Annotated in this window: 13 protein-coding genes; 4 read left to right on the top strand and 9 right to left on the bottom strand. The window is 57.7% G+C overall.

From position 1 onward, the window contains the following. Nucleotides 1-41 precede the first annotated feature (41 nt). Together U8U01_RS01965 and U8U01_RS01960 are read right to left on the bottom strand one after the other, a co-directional pair. Entirely contained in the window at nt 42-497 is a 456-nt protein-coding gene (locus tag U8U01_RS01965; RefSeq protein ID WP_322169558.1) for a GNAT family N-acetyltransferase, read from the bottom strand. A 10-nt stretch (nt 498-507) separates the two neighbouring features. Next, nucleotides 508-1,377, bottom strand: coding sequence for a GNAT family N-acetyltransferase (locus U8U01_RS01960; RefSeq protein WP_322169556.1), 870 nt, complete (start codon nt 1,375-1,377; stop codon nt 508-510). Nucleotides 1,378-1,546: 169 nt separating this feature from the next. Here U8U01_RS01960 and U8U01_RS01955 point away from each other — a divergent pair, with 169 nt between their 5' ends. Continuing rightward, a complete protein-coding gene (locus U8U01_RS01955) occupies nt 1,547-2,005 on the top strand; it encodes a helix-turn-helix domain-containing protein (RefSeq protein WP_322169553.1) in 459 nt (152 codons plus the stop codon). 71 nt (nt 2,006-2,076) lie between these two features. Here the strand turns inward: U8U01_RS01955 and thiI are convergent, their stop codons facing one another. From thiI to U8U01_RS01925, 6 genes are all read right to left on the bottom strand, one after another. Further along, nucleotides 2,077-3,252, bottom strand: a complete 1,176-nt coding sequence (gene thiI / locus U8U01_RS01950) for a tRNA uracil 4-sulfurtransferase ThiI (protein ID WP_322169551.1) — start codon at nt 3,250-3,252, stop codon at nt 2,077-2,079. Next, entirely contained in the window at nt 3,249-3,947 is a 699-nt protein-coding gene (locus tag U8U01_RS01945; RefSeq protein WP_322169548.1) for an HAD family hydrolase, read from the bottom strand. Before U8U01_RS01945 ends, thiI begins: the two co-directional genes overlap by 4 nt. 227 nt (nt 3,948-4,174) lie before the next feature. Next, nucleotides 4,175-5,326 (bottom strand): cysteine desulfurase family protein, encoded by a 1,152-nt coding sequence (locus U8U01_RS01940; RefSeq protein WP_322169545.1) that lies wholly within the window; start codon nt 5,324-5,326, stop codon nt 4,175-4,177. A gap of 10 nt (nt 5,327-5,336) precedes the next feature. Further along, nucleotides 5,337-6,359 (bottom strand): D-2-hydroxyacid dehydrogenase, encoded by a 1,023-nt coding sequence (locus U8U01_RS01935; RefSeq protein ID WP_322169542.1) that lies wholly within the window; start codon nt 6,357-6,359, stop codon nt 5,337-5,339. 59 nt (nt 6,360-6,418) lie between these two features. Continuing rightward, nucleotides 6,419-8,332, bottom strand: a complete 1,914-nt coding sequence (locus U8U01_RS01930; RefSeq protein ID WP_322169539.1) for an NAD(+) synthase — start codon at nt 8,330-8,332, stop codon at nt 6,419-6,421. 549 nt (nt 8,333-8,881) lie between these two features. Continuing rightward, entirely contained in the window at nt 8,882-10,486 is a 1,605-nt protein-coding gene (locus U8U01_RS01925; protein WP_322169536.1) for a VanW family protein, read from the bottom strand. A 535-nt stretch (nt 10,487-11,021) separates the two neighbouring features. On the opposite strand from U8U01_RS01925, the gene U8U01_RS01920 reads away from it, so the two are divergent. From U8U01_RS01920 to U8U01_RS01910, 3 genes are all read left to right on the top strand, one after another. After that, a complete protein-coding gene (locus tag U8U01_RS01920) occupies nt 11,022-12,158 on the top strand; it encodes an MGDG synthase family glycosyltransferase (protein ID WP_322169533.1) in 1,137 nt (378 codons plus the stop codon). Then, nucleotides 12,155-12,859, top strand: a complete 705-nt coding sequence (locus U8U01_RS01915) for a DNA alkylation repair protein (RefSeq protein WP_322169530.1) — start codon at nt 12,155-12,157, stop codon at nt 12,857-12,859. The genes U8U01_RS01920 and U8U01_RS01915 overlap by 4 nt, the downstream gene beginning before the upstream one ends. A gap of 400 nt (nt 12,860-13,259) precedes the next feature. Then, nucleotides 13,260-13,679, top strand: coding sequence for a GIY-YIG nuclease family protein (locus tag U8U01_RS01910; RefSeq protein ID WP_322169527.1), 420 nt, complete (start codon nt 13,260-13,262; stop codon nt 13,677-13,679). A 51-nt stretch (nt 13,680-13,730) separates the two neighbouring features. Here U8U01_RS01910 and U8U01_RS01905 read toward each other — a convergent pair whose 3' ends face one another. Beyond that, a complete protein-coding gene (locus U8U01_RS01905; protein WP_322169524.1) occupies nt 13,731-14,987 on the bottom strand; it encodes a murein hydrolase activator EnvC family protein in 1,257 nt (418 codons plus the stop codon). Nucleotides 14,988-15,013 lie beyond the last annotated feature (26 nt).

The raw sequence follows: 15,013 nt of genomic DNA, 5'->3' as shown, positions 1-15,013 counted from the left end.
TGTTATGGGATATTCCTAAAGTGTCGGGCAACCAACAAAAATTACAGCTTTTTTGCAAAGGCCACGTTGCTTTCCAACTCATAAAATCCCAGCTTTCGGTAAAACCCATAGGCCGGAACGTCCCTATCTGTTAGCAAGAAAATGTGGGTCATCCCCCTATCTTTACAGGCTGCCTCTATTTTCTCCATAAAGAGCCCACCTAATCCCTGGCCCTGCCGGGCAGTCTGCACACAGAACTCGTCAATACAATACTCCGTGCCGGTGTACCAGTGCTTAACCCGGCCCAAAGACAGGCAAACCAGTTCCGAGCCCTCGTACAGGCCGAAGGCCAAGGAATTGCTTTGACCAGTCAGGTCGTGGAGATAGGCATCCAGTTGCTTGCTGTCCGACCAGTCGTCATTCCAGGGCTCCTCCGTAAATACACTGGCGAACAACTTCCTGGTTGCCGCCCCATCTTCTTCCCCCAAACGCTTGAAATGTAAGCCTGTTCTATCCATATCCTACTTCTCACTTCCTCCAATAGGTCCACTGCACCCCCGGCCCATAGCCGATCTTCTGGTAAAAAGGGTTCCCCCCGCCGGTCATCCACCGGGCCCCCAGGGGCTGCAGCCTCCGCCACAGCTCGGAGAGCACCGCCGCTGCCAGGCCCTTGTGCCGGTACTGGGGTACCGTGCATAGGGGTTCCAGGTAGGCCAGCCTGTTTTCCTGTACCCACCACATACCCGCATAGCAGACGTACGCCCCGGCCTCATTTATCACAGCAATGTGGTGCGCCGGTGTGGCATGGGGGGCATTTATCAGCGCAAAACCGGACTCAAATTCCCCGTTCCAGGGGCCCTCCGTTTCCTCGTGGTCAAAGCCTTTCCAGCAGCACTCCATAGCCTTTGCCACATCCACCCCACCGGGTTCTGTAAAGCGGAACCCGGCAGGCAGAGGGTAGTCCAGCGGAGTTGTGCCATCATAGACAAAACTCTCATAGCCGTCACATAGGGTATATTCCGCCGCCTTCGCCGCCTGGGCAAATTCCTTCTGATCCCCCACCAGCACCAGCCGATGCTGGCCGTCCGGCCGGGGCATATGCGCCCCGGCATAGGCCACCATCTCCGGGGCCAGCGCCTCGTAACCGGGCCGCAGGCTAAAGTACACGTCTGACACCGGGTTCTCGTAAAAACAGAAACCCACGATTTTCTCCCCATCCTTCCACATCCGGCACCGGTGCAGGTAGGACTTATCCATCCAGGTGGACACCAGGGCGTATTCCCAGAAGGGAGCGGGCACGCCGCCTTGCCGGCCCGCGGAGAAAACATCCAGCATAAACCGGTATAGATCCATGTGGTCGCCCAAAGGGCAAAACTGCTTGGTTGTAATATTTTCCATAAGGCACCCCTTTTCCAATATGTTAATGATACGGGCGGAATTTCAAAAAAGGCTTGCTAGAACTTCCACAGAATTGCTGGTATAATGTGCACGACATCGGCTGAGATGGCACATATAGGCATCCGGCCATGTACCTTTCATCTTACACCACACAAAGGAGGACATAAGTATGGGAATTGGCAACAACCTGTTCCAGGCAAGGAAACGCAAAGGGCTGTCCCAGGAGGCCGTAGCCGAAAAGCTGGGGGTCAGCCGCCAGACGATCTCCAAGTGGGAAGTTGGTGAAACCCTGCCGGACATCCAGCAGGCAAAAAGGCTGGCCACCCTTTACTGCCTCTCCTTGGACGTGCTGATTGCCTTTGATGCAGACGTAGAGGAGATTCGGGACGTGGTCAGCCGCACCAGCCAGGAAACCAGCGATAAGATCGACTGGGCCCAACTGTGGGGCCAGCAATACCCTGTTCTTACCCGCTACCGGGAGGAGATGGATGCCGCCCCCTACGCCGCGGCCCTACAGGAACTGCTGAAACAGTTGGAAAGGGAAACCGGCTACCCACGGCTAGATGCCTTCCTGGTGCTCAAGGATATTCTGGCTAGCATCTGGACGGATAGCGGCAGCCAAAGTTGAATAGGAAGGGGAGCCTGTGGAGGGCTCCCCTTCTTTATAAGGCAAAAGCCTTCCGTCACCGGCCGTGTTTCTCAGTATTCGCTGATGTGGATGGTTCGCACATGGGCCAGGGCCTCCTGCAAGAGGGACTGGCCGTCTATGGCGCTTTCACCCCGCTCCACCTGCTCTATACTAGGCTTGGTTTTGGGGTGCCGGGGGGTGAAGATGGTGCAGCAGTCCTCAAAAGGCTCAATGGAGATGTCATAGGTATCGATCCGCCGGGCAGTTTTAACGATCTCCGCTTTGTCCGTACCAATCAGGGGCCGGAACACGGGCATATCTACCACCGCGTCTGTGCAGGCAATGGCCTGTAGGGTCTGGCTGGCCACCTGTCCCAGGCTTTCCCCTGTAACAAGTGCCAGGCAGCCCTCGTCCTTTGCCACCTGCTGGGCAGCCCGCAGCATATACCGGCGCAAAATCACCGTACCCAAATCTTCCGGGCAATGATCCCGGATTTCCTCTTGCAGGCGGGTCAGTTCCACCGTCACCAGCTTAATACGCCCCGCGTACCGGCTGACTTTTTCCAGCAGCCGCACCACCTTGTCATGGGCCAGTTCGCTGGTATAGGGGGGGCTGGCAAAGTGCACGGCGGTAAGTTCCACCCCCCGCCGGGCCATCATCCACGCGGCCACAGGGCTATCCAGCCCGCCGCTGATCAGCACCGCTGCCTTCCCTCCGGTACCTACAGGGATGCCCCCGGCTCCGGGTTTCGCGTCGGCATGGACAAAGGCATACTGCTCCCGCACCTCCACCCGCACGGTTACGTCCGGGCGGTGTACATCTACCCGCAGATGGGGGTAGCGCTCTAACAGGTATCCCCCCACCTCCATAGAGATCTCCGGCGACTGGTACGGAAATTTCTTATCGCTGCGTTTACACTCCACCTTAAAACTGCGGGCACTTTCCAGTTCTTCCCGTAAATACCCGGCAGCCTGCTCCTTGATTGCCTTCAAATCCTTTTCGGCCGCCCCGGCCCGGGTATATCCTACCGCACCGAACACCCGGGCACAGCGTTCCTCTGCCATATCCATGTCCGCGCTGTCGTCCAGGGGTTCCACGTACACCGTAGACTGCCGGGAGGTTACGGAAAAAGCCCCGGCGTCCCCCAGGCGGCGCTTGATATTCTTGATCATCACATCTTCAAACTTCCGGCGGTTCAGGCCCTTTAGGGCCACCTCCCCCAGTTTCAGCAGGATTACTTCCTTCAACGCCGTCCTCTCCCCTCCACAAAATTCACCAGTTCCCGCAGGTTGTGTATCCGCCATTCCGACGCAGGCTGGCTCTCGTTCCGGTCAATTAAGAATGCGGTAAACCCCAATGCCCTGGCCCCATCGGCCTCCGGCGGGTAATCGTCCACATACAGGCTCTCTTCCGCCGTGACCCCCTGGGCCGCCAATGCCGCGTTAAAAATCGCCGGGTCTGGTTTCTCTGCCCCTATCAGGGAACTGGCCGTAAAGCTGGTAAAGTACTGGTGGAGCCCACAGCCCTCCAGGGTCATTTCCAGCGAAGGCGGGCAATCGCTGATGACCCCCATCTTATAGCCCTTGTTTTTGAAGTATTCCAGCACATCCACTGTTTCCGGGTAAGGGTGCTTTTTCAGGTACCACAGCTTGTCCACCAGCAGGTCGGCCCGCTCGGCAGCCTTTTCTGTAATGCCCATATCCTCAAACACATACAGGTACCACTGCCGGAAGAAGTCTAACTCCTGCTCCACCGTTTTATAGGGTGCAAAGGGAAAACCGCCTTTCTGTACCCTCTCAAATATTTTCATAAAGTAGTCGTAGCTGCTGTCAAATTCCTGGCCGCTCCATTCCCGCAGCTTATCGTTACGAAAGGCGACCCATTCATGGTCGCCCCTTACCAGCGTGCCGTCCCGGTCAAAAAAAATTGCTTTATACTTCACGTGTTTTCCTCCTTTTTTAAGGTCGCCTCCGGTGCCCAGAGGGGCTCTTCAAAAGCCTTTAAGGTGTACACCCACCATTGGCTTTTGGTTCGACCGTTCGCTATGTTATTGGCCTATTTTTATATCGGTATAAGGCTTTTACGATTCTTGCTAAAAGATTCAAGTGCTGTTCTGGTATGGATGCCGTATAGTTAAACCACATCCTTGCGGGCCGGGGCGGCGCTTGGCTATCTTGCCCGGGCCAGGCTGCCCAGCCCAGCCCGTAACCCCTCTACCAGGGCAGCAACATCCTCCTCCGTACTGAACCGGGAAAAGCTTACCCGCAGCGCCGATTCCACCCGCTCCGGCGGCAGGCGTAGCGCAGTAAGCACATGGCTTTTCGCCCCCTTGCCGCAGGCAGAACCCGCCGATACATACACCCCTCGCTGGGCCAGGAAATGCAACATCGTTTCCGCCCGCACCCCCACCGCGGACAGGTTCAGGATATACGGCAAGCCTTCGACGGGGGCGTTCACCACCATATCAGGCATATCCGCCAACCTATCCCGCAGCATATGGTTCAGCCTTTCCATCTCCGGTAAAACCGCCCCGGGCTTGGGGGCCAGTTCCACTGCTTTGGCAAAGGCGGCAATCAGCGGCAGGCTCTCTGTCCCGGAACGCATCCCCCGCTCCTGCCCACCGCCGTGCATCTGGGGCAACACCCGCACCCCTTTCTTGATATACAGCGCCCCCACCCCTTTGGGGCCATGTACCTTGTGGGCACTGACGGTACATAGGTCGGCCCCCAGCCTGGCAGGGGTAAAGTCTGTCTTGCAAAACGCCTGTACGCAATCCGTATGCAGCAGGGCCGGGGCATTTTTACGCTTGATAGCCCTTGCCGCCGCCTGCACCGGCAAGAAGGCCCCGGTTTCATTGTTCACCAGCATCATACTCACCAGTACCGTGTTCCCGTCAATGGCTTCCTCCAGTGCATCCCGGTCATCCGGCTCCCGCAGCAGCACCACTTCAAAACCCTGTTTTTCCAATTCCCCCACAGCCCGCAGTACCGAATCATGCTCTACCGCTGTGGTGACCACCCGGTTTCCCAGCCGCCTGCGGGCCTGGGCCGCGCCCAGCAGCGCCAGGTTATTGGCCTCTGTCCCGCCACCAGTAAACACTATCTCCTCCGGCCCGGCCCCCAGCCGCCGGGCAACGATAGCCCTGGCCGCGTCCAATTCTTTTTTTGCCAAAAAGCCTTTGGTATGCAAAGAGGACGGGTTGCCGTAACATACTGTCATCAGCCGGAGAGCCTCGGCCGCCGCCTCGGGCAGCACTTGTGTGGTGGCCGAATTATCCAGGTAATGCTCCCTATCGGCCGGGATATTCCTCCTATCCGCCATAGGCACCCCCTTACCGCTTACGGTACCCGGTGGTGAAGTCCACCTGATTTTCAAGCGGCTCGCCCGCCACAAAGCGGCGCAGGTTCCGGGCAAAAATATCCGCAATGCGCTGGTGGGTTTCCCACAGGTGGTAGCCCCCTGACACATGGGGCGTCACCACTGCTGTGGGGAGCTGCCACAGACGGTGGCCCGGGGACAGCGGTTCCGGCTCGGTAACATCCAGCCCAGCGCCCCCCAGATGGCCGCTTTCCAGGCCGTCGCACAGGGCCTCTGTGTCGATGATATACCCTCTGCCCACATTCAGCACCACCGCGCCCTGTTTCATGCGGCTGATGCGTGCCCGATCCAGCATTCCACGGGTAGCGGGCGTGCCCGGCAGGGTGACGGCCACCACATCGGCCCTGGGCAACAGCCCATCCAGCGCGGGGGTTAGGTGCTGCTCGTCAAAACCGGCAGGTTTCTCCCCCTCTGTGCGGCGCAGACCGATAACATATGCACCCATGGCCTTGCACAGCCGGGCAAAGTCCCCGCCGATATCCCCCATACCCAGCACCAGCACCGTAGCCCCCAACAGGGTGCGTACCTGGCCCTGGCTGCCCCACTCTTCCCGGCGTTGGGCGTCCCGGTAAAGTTCTAACTTCTTAAACACCATGAGCAACGTGCCCAACATATGCTCCGAGATGGCCAGCCCGTAGGCCCCGGTCGCGTTGGTAAGCACCGTACCCTCCGGCAGCACGCCAGGGGCCGTATACCACTCCACCCCCGCGCTGCTAGTTTGTAGCCATTGCAGGCGGCCCGCCTTTTGCAACAGGGCCGGCTGCACATTGCCTAAAATAGCATCCGCCCAGGCAATGTCCTCTTCTGTGGCTATTTCGGCCGGCAAAAGCTGCGGAAAAGGCAGCGCCCCGCCCCGGCCGGAGGGCAAAGCCTCCCCCAACCGGAACCGCAACTTTGCCTCCGGCGCGGCCCCGGCCAAAGCCTCCCGCTGCTCGTCAGACATGGGTATCGTCACCAAAATATGCGGATTACGCACAAAAACACCTTCCTAATCCAGAATAGGCAAGGAACCGGCCAACGCCCGTCCCCCGCGCCTTACAACCCTTCGATCTCCTCCAGCCACAGGGTCGCCCAGCCGTCGCTAGGCATACGCCAATCCCCCCGCGGGGAAAGCCCGACCGTACCCACCTTCGGTCCATCCGGCAGGCAGGAACGCTTGAACTGCTGGGCAAAAAACCGCCGGTAGAACACCCGCAGCCAGCCCTTAATCATGTCCGGGGCAAATTGCCCGGCAAAGCTGCGGCAGGCCATGCGGTAGATCTTCCCTGGCCCAAAGCCGTAGCGTAGCAGATAGTAAAGGAAAAAATCGTGCAGTTCATATGGGCCTACCAGTTCCTCGGTCTTTTGGGCAATCTCCCCGTCCTTTGGCGGCAAAAGTTCCGGGCTTACCGGGGTGTCCAGCACATCGAACAGCACTTGCCCTAGCCGGCCGCCCAGGCGTTCCGCCTCGTACCGCACCAAATGCCGTACCAGGGTCTTGGGCACATCGGCGTTTACGCCGTACATAGACATATGGTCGCCGTTATAGGTCGCCCAGCCCAACGCCAACTCGGAAAGGTCGCCGGTACCAATCACCAGCCCGCCCCGTTGGTTGGCAATATCCATTGCCACCTGCATCCGCTCCCTGGCCTGGGCATTTTCAAAGGTCACATCATAGTTTTCCGGATCCTGGCCGATGTCCCCAAAGTGGCTTAAAACCGTTTTGGCGATGGGCTGCTCCCGGAACTCCATCCCCAGTTCTTGGGCCATACACTGGGCATTGTGCTTTGTGCGGCCAGTGGTGCCAAAGCAGGGCATGGAGATAGCCAATATCCCCGCCCTGGGCAGCCCCAGCAGGTCAAAAGCCCGTACCGCTACCAGCGCCGCCAGGGTAGAGTCCAGCCCGCCGGAGAAGGCAATCACCGCGCTTTTGCAGCCAATATGCCGCATCCGGGTGGCAAGCCCCTGGGCCTGCATGGTCAGGATCATCTGGCAACGCGCCCCATGTGCTGCCGGATCCTCCGGCACAAAGGGCTGGCTGGAGAACTGCCTTTCCGGCGAAAAAGCTGCCAGCGTCCCCTGGTTGTAGGCAAAGGGTATCCGCACCAGATCCCCGTCGTGCCTATCCTGCCAGGTATTGGCCCGACGGCGCTCCTGCATCAGGCGCTCCAAATCTATCTCGGCCATGGTCAAGCCGGTAGAGAACAACTGGCTTTCCGCCAACACCCCGCCGTTTTCGGCAATGATATCATGCCCCGCAAACACCATGTCCCCGGTAGATTCCCCCGGCCCGGCGTCCGCATACAGATACCCGCTCATAATGTGGCCCGACCACATCTTCACCAGATCCTGCCGGTACCCCGCCTTCCCCGCCACCTCGTCGCTACAGGAAGGGTTGCAGATCAGCGTGGCGCCGTTCTGGGCCAGCCGGGCACTGGGGGGCTCCGCACCCCACAGGTCCTCACAGATCTCCACCCCCAAAACCAGCCCCTCCACGTTCTCGCAGGGAAACAGCAGGCCCTTGCCCATCCAGGCCCTTTGACCGCAGAAAACCACCTCCTGGGGCGCCCCTGCTGGGGTAAAATACCGGGCCTCGTAGAACTCGCCATAGTTGGGGATGGCCGTTTTAGCCGGCAGCCCCAACAGTCGGCCCCGGTGGAATACTGCCGCACAGTTGTACAGCGAGCCCTGCCAGGCCACCGGCGCCCCTACGACACATACAATGTCCAGTCCTGCCGTTTCTTCCAGCAACTGCCGTAGGCCCCGCTCCGCTCCGGTGAGCAGCACCCGGTTCTGGAACAGGTCGCCGCAGGTATAGGCGGTGACCGCCAGTTCCGGCAGGCAGACTACCCCGCACCCGGCCTTGGCCGCCTCCTCAATGAGTTTTCGTACCTGTTCTACGTTCCAGCCCACGTCTGCTACCTTCCCGCGCGGCGTGGCGCTCGCTATCCTGATAAATCCATCTTTCATATCGGTTCTCCTCCCTAAAGGCCTGCTCCGGCAGATCTATGGCGTTAAGTTTGCTGTTGGCCTTTGTAAATTTGCCTCCGGCGGCTTAAGACCCTTTTTGAAAAAGGGTCTTAAGAATCCCCAAAAACTTTTGATCCGCGCGGGGAATTACTGCTTTATTTTCAAGTCTGCTGCCCGCGAATGGGGCGGTTTTTTATCACTTTCTTCTTTTTCTTTTTTATTTTCCTTTTTTCTTTGATTGTTTTTCTTCTCTATCACATTTTTGTTTTTGAGTTGCTTTATCTTCGTTTTAGAGTAAATTTATAAGCTTGCGTCTTTCCCTTATGTGTGTGCCACTGTTTCGCTGAAATCCCCTTATTCCACATAAAGCCGATGGTCGGACAATACTGCCCTACCATCGGCCATGCTGGAAATTTGGCTTACGGCTTGTTTGAAAACAGGGGCAACAGCGGGGCCCGCACAGTTAAGTGGCCGCTTGTAGGTAGAAAGACGGCTTTTTCGATTTTCAAACAAGTGCAACCAAATAGAGGTATTTTGGCAAACCCTGGGTCATTCGGCAGAGTCGCCGCCTTCCTCCCCGCCGCCCTCCTCCGGCGGGGGCGGTTCGGGCGTAGGCTCCGGGGTAGGCTCAGGCGTGGGCTCCGGGGTGGGTTCGGGCGTAGGTTCCGGGGTGGGCGTATCCACCGGCGGGGCAGGGGGCTCCGGGGTGGGGGTCACATTGGGTTTCGGGGTAGGCGTAGGGCTGGGTAACGGCGTGGGCTCTGTGCTGCCGCTCTCCTTGCCCGTATCCACCTTAGAGGTATCTGTCCCCGGCCCCACCAAGAAGATTTTTCCTGTGGAGCGGTAGTAAGAGTCAGGCAATGCCTCTGTGCGCACCTGTTGGCCATTCTTATAAAAGACCCGCCAGGCGCTGGCATAATAGCCGTTATTGCCAGAGGTCTTACGCACAAACTGCCCCTTTGCCAGGGAACCGTCCACCTGGAAATCCACCGAATCCCTGGGCGGCTCACTGCCGGTCTGCTCTGACCCCAGTTGGATGTCATCCCATTCAGCCGGGAAACAGCCGTAGAATTCCACTGTCAAAGTCGCGCCGTCCATCCACGAGGCGATATATACCGGGTTCTCCAGGCAGTTCCTAAACCTAAAGTCAATGCTGCCGTAATCCACGGTGGCGTCCAGCCCAATGGGGCAGTAGCCAGAAGGGCTGCTGTGGCAGTCCCTTTCCACAATCTCCATGCCGGCCATCAGCGCGGCGTTGTAGATGGTGGTAGACCCCTGGCAGATACCGCCGCCATAGACCTGCACGCTCAGCCCGCCTACCAGGCCCCCGGCCGGCAGCCAGCCCGCAGCCGGGTCGGTGCTGTCGCCGATAGTGCCGTTGTAAGAAAACACCTCGCCGGGTTTCAGTATGGTACCGTTTACCTTGGAAAGCGCCAGGTTCATATTGCTGTTCCCGTTGGCATTGTTGCTGGAAACCGTACTATACGTAGAAAGCTTTTTAAAGTTCTCCTGCAAGTATTTCTTGGTGATTTTAGGCTGCGTTTCCACAAAAGCCGCCTGTATGGCCCCGCCATGTTTTTGGGCCAGCAGTTCCCGCACGTTGCGCAGGGTCGCGGCCATATCCACCCGGCTGCCTTTTATTTCATCCGTAAAGCTGAACCCGTTGCCCCCGTCAAAGCCGCCAATCTCCGCGTCCTTGGCCTGGGCATAGCAGGCCTTTGCAGCCTCGTCCAGCTTTTGCCGGCCTGCCGGGGAAAGGTCAACCACAAAAGGCAGGTCGAACTTGTCCGCCTTGCGGGTTTCCAGCATATCCGGCAAAGTCAGTTCCAAAATGTCCTGGGCGGTAAAGTCCGCCCCCTTTAGGGAAACGGTATCGTCCTTAAATTTCACGCTGATCTCCAAAGCGTCCATCGTTTCTTCCAACGCGCTACGGGCGATCTTCAGCGCCTCGTCCACCGTCTTGCCGCCCACGTTCTTCCCGCCAATGGTCGCCCCTTCCGGGAACCGGGTGGGGTCGCTCACCTGGGAAGAAACCAGGCTGGACTCCCCGCTGGCGTCCTCTTCCCCCGGCTTGCAGGCTCCCATGCCCACCGCAATCATCAGCGCCGCCGCTGCCAGTGCCGCGGCCCGTTTCCAAGTAATTTTCTTTTTCATTTCCGCCATCTATGTGGTCCTTCCTCCCGCGTATGCGGGCAAGTTTCGTCAGCCGGCGCCCTGCCGCTTTACCAGCGCGGGCTTTACTTTATTATTATACATTGCCGGCCCTTAAATGTAAAGTCGCTAAATGCTTGAAATTGGTTTCAATTTTGTTATATTTCTTTCTTCTTTTCCCACAACCGGCCGCTAGCTTACAAAAAGCTTACGCTTTTTAAAAACGCTGGAACCCCCTTGCGGTTTGTGCTATAATATCCGCAGGATATTTCAGTAGAGCCGAAACTTGCAAAGCAAGTTTACAAATCGCCTTGGCGATTTGGCAAGGCGCAACGCGGCTTGCAGCTATGCTATAATACCCCCAGGATATTTCAGTAGAGCCAAAACTTGCAGGGCAAGTTTACAAATCGCCTTGGCGATTTGGCAAGGCGCAACGCGGCTTGCGGCTATACTAATGTCCGCAGGTTCGTTTAGGATGGCAGAGGCTTACCGTTATGGTTAGCCCCTGCCCAGTATGGAGCATGAGGAGATAAGCGCGATGAAAATTTTACTGCTCACCGCCGCCACCGGCGGGGGCCACATCCGGGCCGCCAATGCGGTAGAGGCATACATCCGGGAGAATACGGGCTGGGATGTAAAAAATGTGGACTGCCTGAAGGCCGTAGGCCGCCTGCTGGATAAGACCGTCTGCGACAGCTACCTGTTTATGGCAAAAAAGGCGCCTATGCTGTTCGGCCGGCTCTATAAGCGCACCAACAAGCAGAACCGCTTTGCCAGCCTGGTACCCAAGCTAAGCGGCCTGTTTAGCAACCTGCTGTACCCTACCCTGGAGAGCTACGCCCCGGACGTGGTCATCACCACCCACCCCTTTGCCACAGAGATGGTCGCCGCCTTAAAGGCCGATGGCCTGGTAAGCGCCCCGCTTATCTGCATCATCACCGACTACGGCGCCCACCGGGCCTATATTGCCGATGAGGTGGACAGCTATGTGGTTGCCAGCGACGACATGGTCCCGGAACTGCGGGAGTTCGGCGTGCCGCTGGAGAAGGTATGCCCCTTTGGCATCCCGGTGCACGGGGTGTTCTTTGACCCCCAGGACCAGGCCATGCTGCTGCGCCAACTGAACTTTGACCCTGAGTTGCCCACCCTGCTGTTCATGGCCGGCAGCTTTGGGGTGTCCAACATCATCAAGCTGTACCGGGACCTGGCTGCCACCCACGTAAAAATGCAGATCATCGTGATCACCGGCCGCAACCAGAAACTGTTTGATGCCTTTGAGCGGGAGATTGAGGAGAACCGGGCCATCCCCACCCGGCTGCTGTATTTTACCGACGAGGTGGAAAAATATATGCACGCCGCTGACCTGCTGGTCACAAAACCCGGCGGCCTTACCGTTTCCGAGGCCCTGGCCTGCAACCTGCCCATGGCGGTATTTGACGCTATCCCCGGCCAGGAGGAGGACAATGCCAACTTCCTAAAAACCCACGATATGTGTGTGCGCATTGAAAAAGACGGCAACTTTGCCCAGGAGATCTCCCAGCTTTTGGAGGAAAAGCACCGCCTACAGGCCATGCGGGCCAACTGCGCCCAGTTTGACAAATCCCAGTCCATGCCCAATATGCTGGCCCTTATCAGCCAGTTGGTAAGCGGCTGCCGGGAAGAGGCCCCGGTATGAGCTACACCCCCCAGGACTATCAGCAGTTGCTGGCAGAACTTGCCGGGCTCGCAGATGAGCAATACAGGCAATTCCACCAGGGCCTTGTCCCCGGCGCCACCATTACCTATGGGGTGCGGGTGCCCCAGCTACGCCGCTTGGCCCGCGCCATCCTGAGGCAAGACCCCGCAGGCTTTCTGTCCCTATCCGCCCCGGGGTCTTATGAAGAGATTATGATAAGAGGGTTCGTGATTGCCGGGATGAAACTGCCCCTGACAGAGCGCCTGCCGCTTATAGAAAGTTTCCTGCCGCTAATTGGCAACTGGGCGGTGTGCGATACATTCTGTAGCAGCCTTAAGCTGCGGAGCCAGGAGGAAAAGGCGTTGATGTGGCAGGCCCTGCTGCCCCTATTTCAAGACAGCAGGGAGTACTACGCCCGTTTCGCGCTGGTGATGTTCTTGGGCCATTTTGTGGAGGAGCCCTACGTCTACCGGGGCTTGGGCATTATAGAGGGCTTACCCGCTGGCCGGTACTATGTGGATATGGCCTCCGCCTGGGCTGTATCGGTCTGCTACGTAAAGTTCCCGGCCCTCACCCGCCCCCTGTTGGAACGCCAGGCCCTGCCCCCTTTTGTGCAAAACAAGGCCATCCAGAAGATCCGGGAGTCCTACCGGGTGCCGGCAGAGGATAAGGCGCAACTGGTAAAATACAAGCTGCGCTAGCAGCAGGCCGCATGGCAACTCCCGCCTTCTCCACCTATTAGACGTGCCCGCCAGACGCCAGGTAACGGCCAAGAAAAATTTTCCTAAAGTAGAAACAGATGTCCCCACCCTATTTGTTTGCCGCTACGTGGGGAAACCGGGCGCATTTTCGTAGAAAAGCACAATTCCCCTTGCAATATGCAGCATAATATGGTATAATAGCCTTATAAAGTGTTGAGAAAGGATTGTGCCAATTATGCGGCATCCGGGGGGTTCACTTGCCTTGTTTCTTGTTTCAAATTTTGAGTTTCCAGGCATCGATTTATCCGGGTTCTCCCAGTTTGAACCCTATTTCACGCTTGTATGCCTCTTGTTGGTGTGTTTCGTGCTTTTGGGGATTGTCCAGGCCATCCCACGGGGTATGCAAAAACGGCGCGGGTACCGTATCAAACGGGACATTAGGCGGCTGCCGAATACCGTATCGGAGATGACGCCCCAAACCTTTTTCCATCTTCGAAACGCCCACTATGGCGGCCGCGGCAAGCGGCATATTTCCAGTAGCTACGATTTTCCCGGCATATACATCCTCTTCAACCATACCAGGAATATGTACTATGTCGGGCAGGGTGTGCGCCTCTTTCAGCGTGTCAACAACCATTTAACCGGACATGGGAACGGCGACGTGTATGCGGATTATAGGTATGGGGACAAATTCACCATCAAGCTGATCCCATTAGAGGGCAGCGGCTTTCGTAGCCTGAATGAACTTGAGCGCCGCGCAATTCACGATTACGGTGCGTTTGCATATGGCTATAACAAAACCCGTGGCAACCGCGGATAAACAGGCAGCGGCAGAGTGTTCAGGCTCTGCCGCTGCTTTATGATTTGTTTTTTACAGGAAATTCAGTGGGTCCACCCGGGTCCCGTTTTGATACACCTCAAAATGCAGGTGAGGGCCGGTGGAATCGCCGGTGCTGCCTTCATATCCAATAACCTGCCCCTGGCTAACATACTGCCCGTCTGAAACCGCCACAGAGCTCATATGGGCGTACAAGGTGCTATACGTACCATTGTGGTAGATCATCACATGGTAGCCCCAACCCATGCCCCAACTATCAGAAGTCCACGCCCGGGTAACGGTGCCCGACTCTGCCGCTACAATCGCCGTGCCTGCCGGCCCGGCAATGTCCAGCCCATTGTGTTGTCCGCCCCATCTGCCGCCGAAGTAACTGGAGATATAGGTAACACCCGGCATCGGCCAGCAGGGGTGGAATCCGTCTACGCCCCCGGTGCTCCCTGGCGCCCAAGTCACCTCGCCCTGGCCGCCAGGGGCCGTGGCCCCGCCGTTCCCGGATGCCGCGGCCTCCTCGGCGCGTTTGCGCGCCTCTTCCTCCAGCCGTTTCTGTTCGGCGATGATCTCCTGTATCTCTTTATCCCGGGCTGCCATTTCCTCTTCGTTGCGGTTCAACTCACCAATGGTGGTATCCTGCGCACCCTGCAACTCCGCAATAGCCTGGGTGTTTTCCGCATACAGGGCATTCAGTTCCTCCTGCTTGTCCTCCATGCCCTTCTTCAGTTCTGCCACCATTGCCTTTTGCTTTTCGCACTCTTCCCGCTCGTCTTTGGTGGATTCCATATAGGCCGTAAGCTTGTCTATCAGTTCCTGGTCATGCCGGCTCATGTTGGTCAGCATTTCCGAGCGCATGGAAAAATCGCTGAAACTGTTGGAGGTCAGCAGGATCTCCAGCGTGCTCACTGAGCCGGCCCGGTAGATGGCCGCCACCCGCTGCCGGAACTGCTCGATCGTTTCCGCCTCTTCTTCTTTGGACTTTTCCAGTTTCAAGTTCAGTTCGTTGATGCTGGCGTTCAGAGTTTTAATATCCTCCCTGGCTGTGTTGATCTGTTTTTCCAGCACCGTAATCTGCTTTTGCAGCGTTTCCTGATACGCCTGCTTTTGCTCTTCGTCGGCCCGCAACTGTTCCAGCTTGGCTTGCAGTTCCTGCCGCTCAGCCTCCAACTGGGCCTGCTCGGCCTCTACCTCCTCGGTGGTGCGCGCCAGTACCGGCACCGGGGTCAGTGCCACCATTACCGCCGCCATCAGCCCGCAAAGGGCCCTTCTGGCCCTGCCGGGCCGCCATGCCAATTTCATACGTATCCTCCTTTTTGGGAAAGGGA

The sequence above is a fragment of the Acutalibacter caecimuris genome (assembly GCF_034335085.1).
GTDB classification, from domain to species: domain Bacteria; phylum Bacillota; class Clostridia; order Oscillospirales; family Acutalibacteraceae; genus Acutalibacter; species Acutalibacter caecimuris.
Note: the sequence above shows the minus strand (reverse complement) of the source record. Positions and strands in the feature narration are given on the sequence as shown.

Excerpts from the sequence above, each read along its gene's own strand:
- U8U01_RS01955 (WP_322169553.1), top strand. The coding sequence starts at position 1,547 with ATGGGAATTGGCAACAACCTGTTCCAGGCAAGGAAACGCAAAGGGCTG.
- U8U01_RS01940 (WP_322169545.1), bottom strand. The coding sequence starts at position 5,326 with ATGGCGGATAGGAGGAATATCCCGGCCGATAGGGAGCATTACCTGGAT.
- U8U01_RS01965 (WP_322169558.1), bottom strand. The coding sequence starts at position 497 with ATGGATAGAACAGGCTTACATTTCAAGCGTTTGGGGGAAGAAGATGGG.
- U8U01_RS01930 (WP_322169539.1), bottom strand. The coding sequence starts at position 8,332 with ATGAAAGATGGATTTATCAGGATAGCGAGCGCCACGCCGCGCGGGAAG.
- U8U01_RS01960 (WP_322169556.1), bottom strand. The coding sequence starts at position 1,377 with ATGGAAAATATTACAACCAAGCAGTTTTGCCCTTTGGGCGACCACATG.
- U8U01_RS01910 (WP_322169527.1), top strand. The coding sequence starts at position 13,260 with ATGCAAAAACGGCGCGGGTACCGTATCAAACGGGACATTAGGCGGCTG.
- U8U01_RS01925 (WP_322169536.1), bottom strand. The coding sequence starts at position 10,486 with ATGAAAAAGAAAATTACTTGGAAACGGGCCGCGGCACTGGCAGCGGCG.
- U8U01_RS01920 (WP_322169533.1), top strand. The coding sequence starts at position 11,022 with ATGAAAATTTTACTGCTCACCGCCGCCACCGGCGGGGGCCACATCCGG.
- U8U01_RS01905 (WP_322169524.1), bottom strand. The coding sequence starts at position 14,987 with ATGAAATTGGCATGGCGGCCCGGCAGGGCCAGAAGGGCCCTTTGCGGG.
- U8U01_RS01915 (WP_322169530.1), top strand. The coding sequence starts at position 12,155 with ATGAGCTACACCCCCCAGGACTATCAGCAGTTGCTGGCAGAACTTGCC.